Source organism: Nonomuraea sp. NPDC050547 (genome assembly GCF_044457345.1).
Lineage (GTDB): Bacteria > Actinomycetota > Actinomycetes > Streptosporangiales > Streptosporangiaceae > Nonomuraea.
The window spans coordinates 195,204-210,514 of sequence record NZ_JBITGW010000001.1 but is presented as its reverse complement, the minus strand read 5'-3'; the positions used below and the strand labels follow the sequence as shown (position 1 = coordinate 210,514).

The 15,311-nt window shown below is 70.9% G+C and carries 12 protein-coding genes; 10 read left to right on the top strand and 2 right to left on the bottom strand.

Annotated elements, in window-relative coordinates; all coding sequences use genetic code 11:
• Positions 1-125: 125 nt before the first annotated feature.
• From ACIBHY_RS00995 to ACIBHY_RS00960, 8 genes are read left to right on the top strand one after another with little or no spacing between them, the layout of a single operon-like run.
• On the top strand, positions 126-2,075 hold the full coding sequence (locus ACIBHY_RS00995; RefSeq protein ID WP_397305547.1) for a hypothetical protein: 1,950 nt from the start codon (positions 126-128) through the stop codon (positions 2,073-2,075).
• 34 nt (positions 2,076-2,109) lie between these two features.
• Positions 2,110-4,191, top strand: coding sequence for a hypothetical protein (locus ACIBHY_RS00990; RefSeq protein WP_397245607.1), 2,082 nt, complete (start codon positions 2,110-2,112; stop codon positions 4,189-4,191).
• On the top strand, positions 4,192-5,418 hold the full coding sequence (locus ACIBHY_RS00985; RefSeq protein ID WP_397245605.1) for a Gfo/Idh/MocA family protein: 1,227 nt from the start codon (positions 4,192-4,194) through the stop codon (positions 5,416-5,418).
• 28 nt (positions 5,419-5,446) lie between these two features.
• Positions 5,447-6,667 (top strand): ABC transporter substrate-binding protein, encoded by a 1,221-nt coding sequence (locus ACIBHY_RS00980; protein WP_397305546.1) that lies wholly within the window; start codon positions 5,447-5,449, stop codon positions 6,665-6,667.
• The gene (locus ACIBHY_RS00975) at positions 6,664-7,512 is read left to right on the top strand and encodes a carbohydrate ABC transporter permease (RefSeq protein WP_397245601.1); all 849 of its coding nucleotides are present in this window, start codon (positions 6,664-6,666) and stop codon (positions 7,510-7,512) included. The genes ACIBHY_RS00980 and ACIBHY_RS00975 overlap by 4 nt, the downstream gene beginning before the upstream one ends.
• A gap of 2 nt (positions 7,513-7,514) precedes the next feature.
• Positions 7,515-8,399: a carbohydrate ABC transporter permease gene (locus ACIBHY_RS00970; RefSeq protein ID WP_397245599.1), complete on the top strand. Its 885-nt coding sequence runs from the start codon at positions 7,515-7,517 to the stop codon at positions 8,397-8,399.
• On the top strand, positions 8,399-9,322 hold the full coding sequence (locus ACIBHY_RS00965; protein ID WP_397305545.1) for a hydroxyacid dehydrogenase: 924 nt from the start codon (positions 8,399-8,401) through the stop codon (positions 9,320-9,322). Before ACIBHY_RS00970 ends, ACIBHY_RS00965 begins: the two co-directional genes overlap by 1 nt.
• Positions 9,319-10,161, top strand: coding sequence for a GNAT family N-acetyltransferase (locus tag ACIBHY_RS00960; RefSeq protein WP_397305544.1), 843 nt, complete (start codon positions 9,319-9,321; stop codon positions 10,159-10,161). The genes ACIBHY_RS00965 and ACIBHY_RS00960 overlap by 4 nt, the downstream gene beginning before the upstream one ends.
• Before the next feature lies 1 nt (position 10,162).
• On the opposite strand, the gene ACIBHY_RS00955 is transcribed toward ACIBHY_RS00960, so the two are convergent.
• Positions 10,163-10,624 (bottom strand): RDD family protein, encoded by a 462-nt coding sequence (locus ACIBHY_RS00955; protein ID WP_397245593.1) that lies wholly within the window; start codon positions 10,622-10,624, stop codon positions 10,163-10,165.
• Between the two features lie 90 nt (positions 10,625-10,714).
• Between ACIBHY_RS00955 and ACIBHY_RS00950 the strand changes: the two genes are divergently transcribed.
• On the top strand, positions 10,715-11,641 hold the full coding sequence (locus ACIBHY_RS00950) for a hypothetical protein (RefSeq protein ID WP_397305543.1): 927 nt from the start codon (positions 10,715-10,717) through the stop codon (positions 11,639-11,641).
• A gap of 93 nt (positions 11,642-11,734) precedes the next feature.
• Positions 11,735-13,159 carry a type I glutamate--ammonia ligase gene (glnA, locus tag ACIBHY_RS00945; protein ID WP_184970754.1) on the top strand — a complete coding sequence of 475 codons (1,425 nt, stop codon included), beginning with the start codon at positions 11,735-11,737 and terminating at the stop codon, positions 13,157-13,159.
• 48 nt (positions 13,160-13,207) lie between these two features.
• On the opposite strand, the gene ACIBHY_RS00940 is transcribed toward glnA, so the two are convergent.
• Complete coding sequence (locus ACIBHY_RS00940) at positions 13,208-15,250, bottom strand: tetratricopeptide repeat protein (protein WP_397305542.1); 2,043 nt, start codon at positions 15,248-15,250, stop codon at positions 13,208-13,210.
• Between the last annotated feature and the right edge of the window lie 61 nt (positions 15,251-15,311).

Here is a 15,311-nt window from a genome sequence, read left to right as displayed (position 1 = left end):
GCATCACTGGCTCCCGCCGCCGCAGCCCCGGCGCCGGGAAGTACGGCCAGCAGCACCGCCGCCTGCACGCCTCAATGCGTGTCGCCCGGCCTTCCATCCCCTTTGAGGCCAGAACCATGAAACAGGTGGCCAGTGTCGCGCGCCTTCTCACGCTCGACGCTTCCAAGCTCGCCGATGGCACGGTGCTCCGTGTCGCCGGCTACCGCGCCGCGGGCGACGGCGGCGGCATGCTCGTCCGATGGGACGCGCGCTCGACCGCCAAGGCGAACGGCGGCACCGTCCTGGGCGCCGCCGGAAGGGGCCGCTGGCTCCAGATTCACGACGGATGCCTAGATTTCCGGAAATTTGGCATCTTCGACGCCAAAACCCCCGCAGACGCCGCACTCGACGCCATGGTCAACGACCCCGGCGTCAGCCGGATCGAAGCCCGCACCGACCTGAACTTCACCAAGCGCCACACCTTCCACCGCTCGGACCTCGTGCTCGACTTCGGCGGCCACCTGATGACCACCGACGGCATCGAGAAGAACTCCCATGACAACCCCTTCGGCGCCGTCCTGTTCTTCCAGGGCGAGCGCACGAAGACCACCCACGTCCACAAGCTCACCGCCGTCCTGCCCGATCTGTCCGACGTCTTCGAGGTGGGCGACTCGGCCGGCTTCGCGATCGGCCAGTGGTGGGCGGTCGAGGTGGACGCCCTGTCCGGGACGTACGAGCGTGAGCTCCAGCGCCTGGTACAGATCACGCGGATCGTGGACGGCTCCCACATCCGCGTGAACTACAAGAACGGCTGGGAGCTGGCTCCCGGCCGGTCGCTCACCTGGACGCGCGTAATACCGGTCGAACGCGTCCAGGTGAGCGGCCTCCGCTTCACCGGCGTCCCCGGCGGCGACCAGTACACCGGCTCCCACCCGCTGGCCTACGAGTACGCGGTCCACTGCGACGTCGCCGACGTCCAGGCCGAGGGCTCCTTCTGGCCGGTGATCATGCGCCGCTGGTGCACGTTCTTCCGTACCGAGCGGTGCGGGCTCAAGAACCCGCCCACGGTCATGTACGGCGGCGCCGGTTACCTCACCCAGCAGATCTACTGCCTCTACGGCCACGTGGCCGACTGCACGACCTCCAACGTCCGCCACCTCAACGACTTCACCGCCAGCGCGTACTGCACGGTCGAGAACTGCCACGGCGACGGCGACGACGAGGGCGGCAACCCCTTCACCACCCACGGCCAGTACGAGCACGACCTGGTCTTCACCGGCAACTCCGGCCTCATGGACCTGGCCAACAGCGGCGCCCTGTGGGGCACCAGCGCCAAGCGGATCACGGTCAGGAAGCACCTGTGCTCCTGGTTCGTGGCCGGAACCAAGATCACGGATCTGACGCTGGAGGACGTCAGGGTCATCCCCCGCTCGACGTTCGACCCGGCGGGAACGCTCCAGGTGAACGCCGACGGCGTCCAGATGCGCGGCTGCTCGGCGAAGACGTTCGCGATCGGCCAGCGCTCCAGCCGCTCCACCCGGCCCAACGTGATCGAGGGCTGCTCCTTCGAACTGCCCAAGGGCCAGGTGGTCGTGCAGACGCCGGTCACGAACGCGGTGCACTTCAAGGACTGCGCCTTCACCGGCCTCGACGGCGCGACCCTGCGCGGCTCCGGCCCGCTCACGTTCACGGACTGCGTCCTGGACGGCGCCGGCCCTCTCCTGCTGGGCTCGGCGAGCGTCACGGTCAGGGGCGGGCGCATCACCGGCACCCCGGTCCAGCTCACCGCCGTGCGCGACCAGATCCTCAGGCTTGAGGGCGTGGAACTGGACGGGTCCCCGCTGACCAGGGCGGACGGCCCCGGCGCCATCACCTGGGAACTGGCCGGCGTGCGCAGCCGCGCCGAGCGATCCCACCTGGAGCTGACCGGCGGCGAGAACCGCTACCGGGCCACCGGCTCCGCCTTCACCGGCGGCACGCTCGCCCTGACCGGGGCCGCCGAGGTCCTGCACACCGGCTGCGTCGAGGACGGCGTCGAGCGCCGGTTACCGCCGCCGGGCCCGCGCGTGCTGGTCAGCCACACCATCACGCTCTGAGCCGATCACCCCCACTCCCAGCAAGGAACCACCCATGGAACGTCGTGACATCCTGCGCGCCTCCGGCCTGGCCGCCGCGGGCACCCTCCTGCTCGCCCAGCCCGCGCTGGCCGATCCGGGCAAGAAGCCCAAGGAGGAGGTACGCGCTGCCGCCACCGTCGCCGAGCTGCTCGCCTTCGAGGCGGCGAAGCTGGCCGACGGCACCCTGGCCCAGGTCGCCGGCTACCGCTCCCCCGGCGACGGCGGCGGCATGCTGGCGCGCTGGGACGCGAACTCCACCGCCCCGGCCAACGGCGGCACCGTCCTGGGCGCCGCCGCGAAGGGCCGCTGGCTCCAAATTCACGACGGATGCCTAGATTTCCGGAAATTTGGCATCTTCGACGCCAAAACCCCCGCAGACGCCGCACTCGACGCCATGGTCAACGACCCCGGCGTCTCCCGGATCGAAGCCCACACCGACCTGAACTTCACCAAGCGCCACACCTTCCACCGCTCCGGCCTGGTGCTCGACTTCGGCGGCCACCTGATGACCACCGACGGCATCGAGAAGGCCGGCGCCGACGACCCCTTCGCCGCCGTGCTCCTGTTCCGCGGCAAGGTCACCGAGACCAAGGTCACCCACAAGCTCACCCAGGTCATGCCCGACCTGTCGGACGTCTTCGAGGTCGGCGACTCCGGCCGGTTCAAGGTCGGCCAGTGGTGGGCGGCCGAGGTCGACCAGGGCGCCGGCCGCTGGGAGAAGGAGCTGCAGAAGCTCGTCGAGGTCACGCAGATCGTCAGCCCCACGCAGATCCGGGTCAACTACAAGAACGGCTGGGAGCTGAAGGCCGGCCGGAGCGTCACCTGGACGCTGGTCGAGCCGGTCGCCCGGGTCCACGTCCGCAACCTGCGCTTCCGCGGCGTCGTTCCCGGCGACCAGTACACCGGCTCCCACCCCCTCGCCTACGAGTACGCCGTCCACTGCGACGTCGAGTCGATCCACGCCGAAGGCACGTTCTGGCCGGTGATCATGCGCCGCTGGGCCACGCACTTCCGTACCGACCGCTGCACGCTGAAGAACCCGGCCAGCGTCACGTGGGGCGGCGCCGGCTACCTCACCCAGCAGATCTACTGCCTGTACGGCCACGTCGCCGACTGCCACGTGGCCAACTCCCGCCATCTCAACGACTTCACCGCCAGCGCGTACTGCTACGTCGAGAACTGCCACGGCGACGGCGACGACCAGGGGCCCTTCGTCACCCACGGCCAGTACGAGCACGACCTCACCTACACCGGCAACTCCGGCCTGATGACCTTCGCCAACTCCGGCGCCGCCTGGGGCTCGGCGGCCAAGCGCATCACCGTGCGCAAGCACGTCTGCTCGTGGTTCGTGGCCCGCGTGAAGATCACCGATCTGACACTGGAGGACGTCCAGGTCATCGGCAAGCCCTCGCTCAGCGGCTCGGGCATGATCTGGGTCAACGCCGACGGCGTGCAGATGCGCGGCTGCTCGGCCAGCCACACGCTGATCGTCTCGCAGCAGTCGAAGCTGTCGGGCCGCCCCAACCTCATCGAGGGATGCACGTTCACGCTGCCCGCCAAGAGCGAGGTCGTGCAGGCCGGCGTCACCAGCCCGGTGCACCTCAGCCGCTCGGTCCTGCACGGCCTGGACGGCAACACGTTCAACGGCGCCCAGACGGTCTTCACCCACGTCGTCTTCAACGCCGCCCAGAACGCCGCGCCGCTGACCTTCGCCGGGTCGGCGACGCTGACCGGCTGCACGCTCAACGGCCTCGGCCTGCGCGCGGCGGGCAAGGCCGACCAGCGCCTGCGGCTCGACGGCGGCACGGACATCTCGGGCGGGGGCGAGGGCGGCGCGCTGCTCTCCCGCGCGGAGCCGGCCGGCCTCGTGTCCTGGGAGCTGTACGGCATGCGCAGCCGTACCACCGGAGCCCACGTCCTGCTGGAGGCGGGGCGCAACCGCTACACCGCGACCGGCAGCCAGTTCAGCGGCGGCAAGCTCACGATCAAGCAGTTCGAGCTGGTCCAGCACACCGGCAACGTCGAGGAGGCGGTGACCAGGGAGCTGCCGCCGGACGGCCCGAAGGTCCTCACTTCCGGAAATCTGGTGATCTAGGTGCGGAAAGTCACGCTGGCCATCGCCGGAGCGGGCAACAGGGGGCAGACCTACGCCTCCTGGATCGCCGCCCATCCCGACCGGGCCGAACTCATCGCGGTCGCCGACCCCGACCCGGCCAGGCGCCGCGCGATCGGCGCCCGGAGCCCCGGCATCCAGGAGTTCGGCGACTGGCGGGACCTGCTCGCGGACAGGGTGGCCGACGCGGTCATCCTGTCCACGCAGGACCGCATGCACGTCGAGCCCGCCATCGCGCTGGCCGGCGCCGGCTACGCGCTGCTCATGGAGAAGCCGCTGGCCCCCACCGAGGAGGAGTGCCGGCGCATCGTGCGGGCCGTGTCCGAGTCGGGGGTGCTGTTCGCGGTCTGCCACGTGCTGCGCTACACGCCCTACACCGAGCTGGTGAAGCGGGTCACCGGCAGTGGGGTGATCGGCGAGATCATGAGCGTCGAGCACCTGGAGCCGGTCGGCTGGTGGCACCACGCCCACTCCTACGTGCGCGGCCCCTGGCGCAGCGAACGGCTGGCCAGCCCGATGCTGCTCGCCAAGTCCTCGCACGACCTCGACTGGCTCACCTACGTCACCGGCCGCCGGATCCGGCGGGTCTCCAGCTTCGGCTCGCTCGGCCACTTCCGGCCGGAGCGGCGCCCGCCCGGGGCCGCCGACCGCTGCCTCGACTGCCCGATCGAGCCGGTCTGCCCCTACTCCGCGCCCAAGCTGTACCTCAACCGCGGCTACGACTGGCCGACCAGCGTGCTCGGCGGCACCGAGGCCGAGGTCATGGACGCCCTGCGCACCGGCCCGTACGGCAGGTGCGTCTACGCGAGCGACAACGACGTGGTCGACCACCAGGTGCTGGCCATGGAGCTGACCGGCGGGGCCACGGCCACGTTCACGATGACCGCCTTCACCGAGCAGACGCACCGGCAGACGAAGATCTTCGGCACCCATGGGCGGCTGATCGGCGACGGCGAGTCGGTGGAGGTCCTCGACTTCCGCGACAGCCGTACCACCCGGTGGGAAGGCGTGAGCAGCGGGTCGAACGCCGGCGACGGCCACGGCGGCGGCGACGCCGGCGTCATGGACGCCTTCGTGAGCGCGCTGGCCACCGGGGACCGCTCGTTCGTGCGCTCGGACCACACCGAGTCGCTCCACAGCCATCTCGCGGTCTTCGCCGCCGAGCGGGCCCGTCACACCGGCACGGTCGTCACCGTGCCCTATGCCTAAATGCCCGAATCCTAGAAGAGGAACGATCATGCGACCTCGCGCACTGGCAGCCGCGCTGCTCGCCGTCGGAACGCTCGCCGCCTGCGGCGGGTCCGGCGGCGACGGCAAGCAGGCCGTGACCATGTGGATCTACCCCATCATCGCCGACCAGGCCAAGCACCAGGCGTTCTGGGACGGGCAGATCAAGGCCTTCGAGTCGGCCAACCCGAACGTGGACGTCAAGGTGGAGATCTACCCGTGGGCCAAGCGGGACGAGGCGCTGTCCACGGCGATCGCCGGTAACAAGGCGCCCGACGTGGTCTACCTCATCCCCGACCAGCTGCCCAAGTACGTGAAGACGCTGGAGCCGGTCGACGCCTACCTCGCCGACAAGGCCGGCTACCGGCCCAACGCGCTCCAGGCGGTCACCGTCGACGGCAAGGCCATGGGCGCGCCCGTCCTCATGTCGGCCAACCCGCTGGTGTGCAACCAGAAGGCCTTCGACGCCGCCGGGATCAAGGACTTCCCCAAGACGTGGGAGGACGTGCTGCGCCTGGCCCCGCAGTTCAAGGCCAAGGGCGTGGACGTCACCAACTACTGGGCCGACCCGGCCGCGACGCTCAACCAGTCGTTCTACCCGCTGCTGTGGCAGGCCGGCGGCGACGTCTTCACCGCCGACGGCAAGGCCAGCGCGTTCGGCGGCCCCGAGGGCGTCAAGGCGCTGACCTTCCTCAAGCAGCTCGCCGACGGCGGCTTCGTGGAGAAGGACCTGCTGACGGGGCTGCCCAAGTTCGAGCAGACGCGCACCGCCCAGAACAAGGTGGCCTGCACCTGGCAGCAGCTGCCCGCCGACGTCGAGCCGTTCTGGGGCAAGGAGAACATCAAGGTGGTGCCGCCGCTGACCGGCGCCAAGCAGGTCGCCTACGGCACGGTCGGCTCGCTGAGCATGCTCAAGGCGAGCAAGAACAAGGAGGCGGCGGGCAAGTGGATCGCCTTCGCCACCGGGGCCGAGCCGAGCAAGGCGTTCAACCTGGCCTCGGGCTTCTTCTCGCCGCGCACCACGACCGGCGCCCTGTACGCCGCCGACCCGGTCCAGTCCGAGGTGGAGAAGACGCTCGACCTGACCACGGCCGGGCCGCTGCACGACAAGGCCCGTGACGTCATGGGCGTGCTGGCGCCGGAGATCCAGGCCGCGCTCATCGGCAAGAAGACGCCCGAGCAGGCGCTGGCCGACGCGACCAAGGCCGCCGACGCCCTGCTGGGCCGATGAGGTTCACGCTGCGCTGGGAGGCGCGGACCGGACTGCTGTTCGTCCTGCCGTGCCTCCTGCTCTTCCTGGCCTTCCGCTTCGGCCCGTCGATCGCGGGCGTGCTGCTCGGCTTCTTCGAGTTCGGCATCGGCGAGAGCCCGGCGTTCACCGGCCTGGACAACTTCCGCCGCATGGCCGGCGACCCGGTGTTCTGGGACTCGCTGCAGGTCACGCTGATCTACACCGTGCTCTACGTGCCCATCTCCATGGCCGCCTCGGTCGGCATGGCGCTGCTGGTGCGCCGTTCCTTCCGTGGCGCGCGCTTCTTCCGCTCGGTCTTCTTCCTGCCGGTCGTCACCAGCCTCGTGCTCGCCGGGACCGTCTTCACCTGGCTGTTCTCCTCCGAGGGCCCGATCACCAAGCTGACGGGCCTGTCCTGGCTGGCCTCGCCGACGCTGGTCCTGCCCGCGCTGGTGATCGTCTCGGTCTGGTCGAGATTCGGGTACGGCATGCTCATCGTCCTGGCCCGCCTGCAGGATCTCCCCCGCGAACTGGAGGAGGCGGCGCTGTCCGACGGAGCCTCGACCTGGCAGCGCTTCCGCCACATCGTCCTGCCCCAGCTGCGCCCGGCGCTGTTCTTCGTGGCCGTCATCGAGACGACGACCTCCTTCCAGGTCTTCGACCTCGTCTACGTGATGACCGGCGGCGGACCCGCGCACGGCAGCTTCACACTCGTGATGGCGCTGTACGAGCAGGGGTTCAAGAACTTCGAGTTCGGCTACGCCAGCGCGATCGGCGTCGCCCTGTTCGTCATGACCCTCGTGGTGGCGCTCATCCAGCGCCTGATCATCGGGAGGAGCAAGTGACCATGCAGGCCACGCGTCAGGCCACGCGGCCGCCCGCCGTACGCTCGAAACACCCGTCCTACAAGGCCCTGGAGCCCACGCGCGGCGGGAAGATCGCCAGGATCGTCCTGCTGGCGATCGCGACGCCGGTGACGCTCTTCCCCTTCTACGCGATGGTCGTGCTGTCGCTGAAGCCCGGAGCGGCCGTCACCTTCCCGCAGAGCATGTTGCCCTGGCCGGTCGACTTCAGCGCCTACGGCGAGGTACTCGGGGGGCGCGACCTGCTGAAGTGGACGTTCAACACGCTCGTCTACTCCGTGGTCAGCGTCGTGGCCGTGCTGCTGCTGGCCTCGCTGGCCGGGTACGCCTTCGCCAAGAAGCGTTTCCCGGGGCGCGAGCCCATGTTCTGGTCGTTCCTGGCGATGGTGATGGTGCCCTACCACGTCACGCTGATCCCGACGTTCGTCCTCATCGCGCAGCTCGGCGGCGTGGACACCTACTGGGGGCTGATCCTGCCGACGCTGGCCAACGCGCAGGCGGTGTTCCTGATGCGGCAGTTCATCATGGGGCTGCCGGACGAGCTGTTCGAGGCGGCGCGGCTCGACGGCGCCTCCGAGTGGCGGATCTTCACCAGGATCGTGCTGCCGCTGTGCAAGCCGATCCTGGCCACGCTGGGGGTCTTCGTCTTCCTGTGGCACTGGAACGACCTGCTGTGGCCGTTGATCGTGGGCGGCAGCGCGGACATGCGGACGCTGACGGTCGGCATCGCCTCGCTGCACCAGGAGAACGTGCCGCTCAGCGTGGTGCTGGCCGGGGCGACGGTGGCGTTCGTGCCGATCTTCGCCGCGTACCTGGTCGGGCAGCGCTACTTCACCGAAGGCGTCACGATGTCGGGGATCAAGGGCTGATGGGCGGACGGGTGGTGGTCGCGGTCCCGCCGGGGCTGCGGGAGCAGTTCTTCCCCGGCCCGGTCCCGCCGCCCGGGGCGGACGGGGAGCTGACGGCGGAGGCCGAGGTTCTGGTCACCTCGTGGGGCGTGCCGCCGCTGACACGTGAGGTGCTCGACCTGGCTCCCCGGCTACGGCTGGTCGCGCACACGGGCGCCTCGGTCAAGCCGTTCGTGACGGACGAGGTGTGGGCGCGCGGCATCCGGGTGACGCAGGCGGGCGCGGGCATGGCCAGGCCGGTCGCGGAGGTGGCGCTGGCCTTCACCCTCGCGCTGCTGCACCGGGTGCACCGCTTCGACCACGCGCTGCGCGGCGGCCTGCCGTGGGCGGTCGCCGAGCGGGCCCCGGCCAGGCACGAGATCGGCGGCTGCCCGATCGGCGTCATCGGCGCCTCGCGCACCGGCCGCGCCTACATCGAGCTGGTCAGCGCGCTCGGCGCCGAGGTGAAGGTGGCCGACCCCTTCCACCCGGGCGCCGTCGAGCTGGACGAGCTGCTGGCAGGGAGCCGCGTCGTCGCCGTGCACGCGCCCGCGCTGCCGGAGACCCGCCATCTGCTGGGCGCGCGCGAGCTGGCCCTGATGCCGGACGGCGCCATGCTGGTCAACACGGCCCGCTCCTGGCTGGTGGACGAGGCGGCGCTGCTGACCGAGCTGCGCTCCGGCCGCCTGGACGCCGCGCTCGACGTCTTCGACGAGGAGCCGCTGCCGGCCGGGCACCCCTTCCGCGCGCTGCCGAACGTGCTGCTGACCCCGCACCAGGCGGCCGCGACCGTCGAGGGCCGCCGGCGCCAGGGCGAGATCGTGGTCGCCGAGATCGCCCGGTTCCTGGCCGGGGAGCCTCTGGAGCACGAGGTCACCGCGGACATGCTGGCGAGGATGGGATGATCAGGACGGCCCGCCCCGGCGACCGCGACGCGCTCTACGCGCTGTGGGCGACGTGCTTCGACGCACAGCACCTCGTGCCGTTGTACGAGAGCGACCCCGGCCGCCACGAGCGCACCTTCGTCGTGCCCGGCCCCGGCGGCCTGCTGGCCGGCGTCTACTACCTGCCGCGCCCGATCCGCGACGGCCGCGGCGGGGTGCTCCGCGTGGGCGGCCTCGCCAACGTCGCCACCCGCCCCGACGCCCGTGGGCAGGGCCACGTCCGCCGCCTGCTGGCGGCAGCGGCGGCCGCGATGGCCGCCGACGGCTGCGCCTGGTCGCTGCTGTTCACCGGCACCCCCGCCGTCTACTCCGGCTGGCGTTCCTTCGAGCTACCGCTGGTCAGCGGGCCGCTGGCCGTTCCCGGCCGGATCCGGGCGCCGTTGCGGGCCGCCGTTCCCGGGGAGCTGGCCGCCCTGCACGAGGCGCACAACCGCCGCCGTCCGCTGACCACCGTCCGCGATCCGGCGCACTGGCGGGTCAGGGTGCCCGTCTGGTACGGCGAGCTCCTCCGCACCGACGACGCCTACGCCGCCGTGCGCTGGCACGCCGACGAGCTGGAGATCCTCGAGGTCGCCGGGGACCTGGAGACGCTGCTGCCCGCGCTGGCCGGTGCGGCCCTGCGGCGCGGGATCCTGCGGGCGCGGGCGCGGCTCGCGTGGGACGATCCGGCGGTGCCGTACCTGCTGGCGAGTGTGCGGCGCGGCAGCGACCGGACGGGGATGGCCCGCGCGCTGCTTGCCGACCCTGACCCGGTCGTGCGGGCGCCGGGCGCGGCCCACTGGCCCGCCGACTACTTCTGAGCTACATGGTGACGGTGATCGTGTTGGACGCGCGGTCGTGCATGCCGCGGTTGTCGCGGTCGTAGATCACCGCGGGCACCGCCAGGCAGAGCAGCACGGTCCGCACGAACACCGGCAGCAGCCTCGGGATGCCGCCGTCCATGGCGACGACCTTGATCTTCATCAGCCGGTGCCCGAACGTCTGGCCCAGGAAGGCCACCAGCAGCAGGTACTGCAGGGCGAAGATGAGCACCGGCGCCCACGGCGACCCGGTGGGGCTGATGCCCAGGATGAGCTGCGCGATCGCCCAGGTGCAGATCATCCAGTCGATGACCAGCGCCGCGATCCGCCGCCCCCACCCGGCCACCGACCCGCTGCCCCGCTCCGGCAGTCCCAGCCGCTGACCCGGGTACCCGAGGTCGACCCCGGCGGCGCGCACGCCGCCGAGCCAGGTCTGCGTCCAGCGCGGCTGCTTCTCACTCATGCCCACCACGGTATCCGGCGGGGGCGCCGGTCGCGATTGTGACCCAATCGCGCTTCTGCCTGGGCGTTTCCGCACGCATGATGTCTCCTCATGGACGACCTCGACGCACGCTTCCAGGAGCTGGTGTCCCAGATCGGGGAGGACGAACAGCGCAGGATGCGCGAGGCCGCCGCCAAGGCCGCGCGCCGGGCCGCGCCGCCCTCGTCCCGGCGGCCGTCCTCACGCGCGCGGCGGTGGGCGCTGGCCGTCGTCCTGGTCCTGGCCGTGCTGGTCGCCGCGGCGAGCGTGCTGGCCTTCCGCCCCGAGTTGCTGACGCCCGAGCCCGCCGTGCGGCGGATCCAGCCCGCGCCGACGAGCACGCCGGAGCCGCCCGCGCCCGCCGACCCCTTCGAGGGCTCGCCCGCCGCCGGATACGCCTCGGGAGCGGCGGGTTTCGAGCTGCCCGCGCCCAAGGCGATCGGCGGGCTGTCGGCGAAAGAGGCGGGCAAGGGGCTGGCGCGGGTGCGCGACCTGCTGACCGCCGCCTACCTCGACCCCGCGACACTCATGGGCGGCGAGCCCAGGGCCTTCGCCGCCCTGGCCGACGCCGAGCAGCGTAGGAAGGTCACCCGGGCCTGGGTCAACAGCTTCGCGCCCGGCACCACCGAACTGGCCACCGACGTCATCAAGGTCCGCGGCGAGGCCACGCTCTCCCGCTACCGCGAGGGCGCCCGTGTGAAGGTCACCTACCTGGTCGTCTACGCCGTCCAGCCACCGGGCCACCCCGACCAGGTGGTCCGGCTGGTGACGCACGCGCGGGGCTCGTTCGACATCTTCGAGTCTGCGGGCAAGGTCCGCGTGTGGGTCGAGAGCCTGGGCGCCGGCGCCACCCCGGTGCGTTGCGACACCGACGACTACATCCACCCGCAGTTCCCCGTGTCCGACCCGGGCCAGGTACGTGGCACCGGCGCGCCGAGCGACCCCTATGACCTGCATCAGCCCCAGGGCGACGGATGCACGGCCTCGTCGGCCACGTGAGGCCCCTTAACACCGGCGAAACAAACGAGACACGGCGTGGAAATCGCCTCGCCCTAACGTCGGGCTGATACCCGTCCCCAGGGAGGTTCGAGAGTGTTCAACTCCGCCGACGACGTCCTGAAGTTCATCCGGGACGAAGGGGTGCAGTTCGTCGATGTCAGGTTCACCGACCTGCCGGGGACGACGCACCATTTCACCTTCCCGGTCGAGAACTTCGGCGCCAGCGTCTTCACCGACGGCCTCATGTTCGACGGCTCGTCGATCCGCGGGTTCCAGGCCATCCACGAGTCGGACATGCTGCTCCTGCCCGACCCGACGAGCGCGGTCGTGGACCCGTTCCGCCAGCACAAGACGCTCAACATCAACTTCTTCGTGCACGACCCGCTGACCGGCGAGGCCTACAGCCGCGACCCGCGTAACGTCGCCCGCAAGGCGGAGGAATATCTCAAGGGCACGGGCATCGCCGACACCGTCTTCTTCGGCCCCGAGGCGGAGTTCTACATCTTCGACGACGTCCGCTTCGAGACGAGCGCGAACGCCGGCTACTACTACATCGACTCCATCGAGGGCGCCTGGAACACCGGCAAGTCCACCGAAGGCGGCAACCTGGGCTACAAGCCGCGCTACAAGGGCGGCTACTTCCCCGTCCCGCCCATGGACCACTTCACCGACCTGCGCTCGGAGATGGTCCGCAACCTCATCGAGTGCGGCATCGACGTCGAGATGCAGCACCACGAGGTCGGCACCGCGGGCCAGGCCGAGATCGACTTCAGGTTCGGGACGCTGCTGAAGACCGCCGACAACCTGATGCTCTACAAGTACATCATCAAGAGCACCGCCCTGGAGTACGGCCACACGGTCACCTTCATGCCCAAGCCGATCTTCGGTGACAACGGCTCCGGCATGCACTGCCACCAGTCGCTGTGGAAGGACGGCTCCCCGCTCTTCTACGACGAGGTGGGCTACGCCGGCCTGTCCGACACCGCCCGCTACTACATCGGCGGCCTGCTCAAGCACGCCCCCTCGCTGCTGGCCTTCACCAATCCGACGGTGAACTCCTACCACCGCCTGGTGCCCGGCTACGAGGCCCCGGTCAACCTGGTCTACAGCCAGCGCAACCGCTCCGCGTGCGTCCGCATCCCGATCACCGGCTCCAACCCGAAGGCCAAGCGCATCGAGTTCCGGGTGCCCGACCCGTCGTGCAACCCGTACTTCGCCTTCGCCGCCATGCTGATGGCCGGCATCGACGGCATCCGCAACAAGATCGAGCCGCCGGAGCCGGTGGACAAGGACCTCTACGAGCTGCCTCCCGAGGAGGCGCGCAACATCCCGCAGGTCCCGGGCTCCTTGACCGACGTCCTGAACGCCCTGGAAGCCGACCACGACTACCTCCTGGAGGGCGGCGTCTTCACGCCCGACCTCATCGAGACGTGGATCGCCTACAAGCGCGAGAACGAGGTCGACCCGATCCGCCTGCGGCCCCACCCCCACGAGTTCGAGCTGTACTACGACGTGTAGGCGGCGGCCTGGGCCCGGCATCGACCTCGGTGCCGGGCCTTCGCCTGTTCAGGGCCCGGCCGGGTCGTGTGGCCGGGCGAGGGTGGCCAGGTGGGATCGGGCCTGTTCGGTCACCACGTGGCCGGGGCCGAGGACGCGTTCGCCGGTTTCCAGCAGTTCCGCGTACAGCGTGAGCGCGGTGGCGGGGGCGCCGGTCAAGGCCAGGAAGTCGGCGAACACCAGCTTGGTCTGCAGGGTGAAGACGTTGTCGGCGCCGAGTACGCGCTCGTATCCGGCGATGCAGGCGCGGTAGAGCTCCGTCGCGCGCCGGTCGTTTCCGGAGTTGCCCACCACCATCGCCAGGCCCCGCTGGGCCATCAGCGTGTCGGAGTCGTTCTCGCCCAGTGACCGGACGCAGTCGGCGCAGGTCGACTCCATGAGGGCGATCGCGCGTTCGTGCTGGTCGGCGTGGCTGACGGTCAGGGCGAGGAGGCCGCGGCGGGCCAGCGTGGTGCGGTGGCCGGAGCCCAGGACCCGGACGTGTTCGGCCACCGCCCGCTCCTGCAACGGCACCGCGTCGACCGGGTCGTAGTTCAGGCTGTAGACGTCGGCCAGGCCCGCGTAGGACTTGAGGGTGCCGCGGTGGTCGGGGCCCAGGACGCGGATGTAGTCGACGATGGTGCGCTCGTAGAGTTCCACCGCTCGTTCCGGCTGGCGTAGGTGGCTGTAGGAGAAGGCCAGGTCGGCCCTGGTGTTCAGGGTGATTTCGTGGTGGGGGCCGAAGACGCGCTCGAAGTCGGCCACGCACTGCTCGTAGAGTGCCACGGCGTCGGCGTTGCTGGAGTGGCGGGCCCGGTAGCCCACGGCCAGTTGCCTCAGGGCGGCCAGTACGGGAACCGGGCGCTCGCCCACATGGGCGTAGACCGCCTCTGTCTGAGTGACGAAGGACTCCCATTTGTCGCGGTCCACCCAGGTGTCCAGCGGGCGGTAGTCCTGGAGGAGTTCGGCGGCGCGGTCGAGGGCGTGGCCCGTGGCGCCGGGGTCGCGTTCCCTGAGCACGCGCTGCGTCACCCGGTGCACCACCACGGACAGGCGGTCCTGGCTCCAGGTCAGCAGCGACCTGCGCACGAGGGCGGCCAGGCGGTCCAGGGCGTCGTCGTCGATCGCCGGGTAGAGCAGGCAGCGCGGGACGCCGTCAGGGGACAGGACGGACAGGACGTTGAGGACGTCGGCCGCGCCGTCGATCTCGGCCTCCGCCGCCTCCACCGCGAGGGTCACGGCCTGCACGGCGCTGTCGGGATAGGCGTCGCTGTCGAAGCTGCGCAGGCTCCTGGCCAGCGGTACGCGGCGCAGCGTGGCCAGATACGCGGCGTAGGTGGAGCCGCGATCCTCGATCAGGGCCGCGGCCTGCGCCAGGGCGAGCGCCAGGTGGCCCAGTTCGCGGGCCAGGGCGGCGGCGCCGGCGGGGTCGTCCAGGCCGGTGGCCCGCTCCAGGAAGGCCACCGCCTCGCGCTCGGTGAACACGTCCACGGGCACCCGCGCGCCCAGCCGGTCGAACGCCCGGTCCCTGGTGGTGATCACCGTCTGCACGTTGCCGGTCGCGGGCACCCATCGGCGCAGCTCGCGTACGCTGGCCGCGTTGTCGAAGACCACGAGGCAGGGCTCGCGGGCGGCGGCCAGCCAGTCGCGGGCCTTCTCGGCGGCCTCGGCCGCGGAGTCGCCGGCGCCGCGCAGGCCCGCCCGATCGGCGAGACGGCCGAGCCCGGCGACGATCTGCTCATGCGTCTCGGCGTGGACCCAGGCGACGACGGCGAACGAGGCGCCCTGGCATTCGCGGGCGTACGCGGCGGCCATCGTGGTCTTGCCGACGCCCGGCGCCCCGCTCACCGAGCGGACCACGCTCACCCGGTCCTCGCCGCGCAGTCCGGACATGATGCCGGGACGCTCCTGGAAGGAGGCCGGGGGCTGGGGGATGTCCCCCACGACGAGCCGCCCGGCGGCAGCCGGAGGCGCCCCTACCTGAACGGTGTTGTGATCGCCTGGGATGACGATGGCGCGCTCGCCGACAGAGCCGGCGGCCACGGCCCGGTCGCCCGCCGCGTCCTGGGTCATAGTCCAGTATGTGCATTTCGGGGGTCCGTCGCAGGCGTGATCCGCCGATCGCATTGCGGGC

Excerpts from the sequence above, each read along its gene's own strand:
- ACIBHY_RS00990 (WP_397245607.1), top strand. The coding sequence starts at position 2,110 with ATGGAACGTCGTGACATCCTGCGCGCCTCCGGCCTGGCCGCCGCGGGC.
- ACIBHY_RS00980 (WP_397305546.1), top strand. The coding sequence starts at position 5,447 with ATGCGACCTCGCGCACTGGCAGCCGCGCTGCTCGCCGTCGGAACGCTC.
- ACIBHY_RS00975 (WP_397245601.1), top strand. The coding sequence starts at position 6,664 with ATGAGGTTCACGCTGCGCTGGGAGGCGCGGACCGGACTGCTGTTCGTC.
- ACIBHY_RS00970 (WP_397245599.1), top strand. The coding sequence starts at position 7,515 with ATGCAGGCCACGCGTCAGGCCACGCGGCCGCCCGCCGTACGCTCGAAA.
- ACIBHY_RS00965 (WP_397305545.1), top strand. The coding sequence starts at position 8,399 with ATGGGCGGACGGGTGGTGGTCGCGGTCCCGCCGGGGCTGCGGGAGCAG.
- ACIBHY_RS00960 (WP_397305544.1), top strand. The coding sequence starts at position 9,319 with ATGATCAGGACGGCCCGCCCCGGCGACCGCGACGCGCTCTACGCGCTG.
- ACIBHY_RS00955 (WP_397245593.1), bottom strand. The coding sequence starts at position 10,624 with ATGAGTGAGAAGCAGCCGCGCTGGACGCAGACCTGGCTCGGCGGCGTG.
- ACIBHY_RS00950 (WP_397305543.1), top strand. The coding sequence starts at position 10,715 with ATGGACGACCTCGACGCACGCTTCCAGGAGCTGGTGTCCCAGATCGGG.
- ACIBHY_RS00940 (WP_397305542.1), bottom strand. The coding sequence starts at position 15,250 with ATGACCCAGGACGCGGCGGGCGACCGGGCCGTGGCCGCCGGCTCTGTC.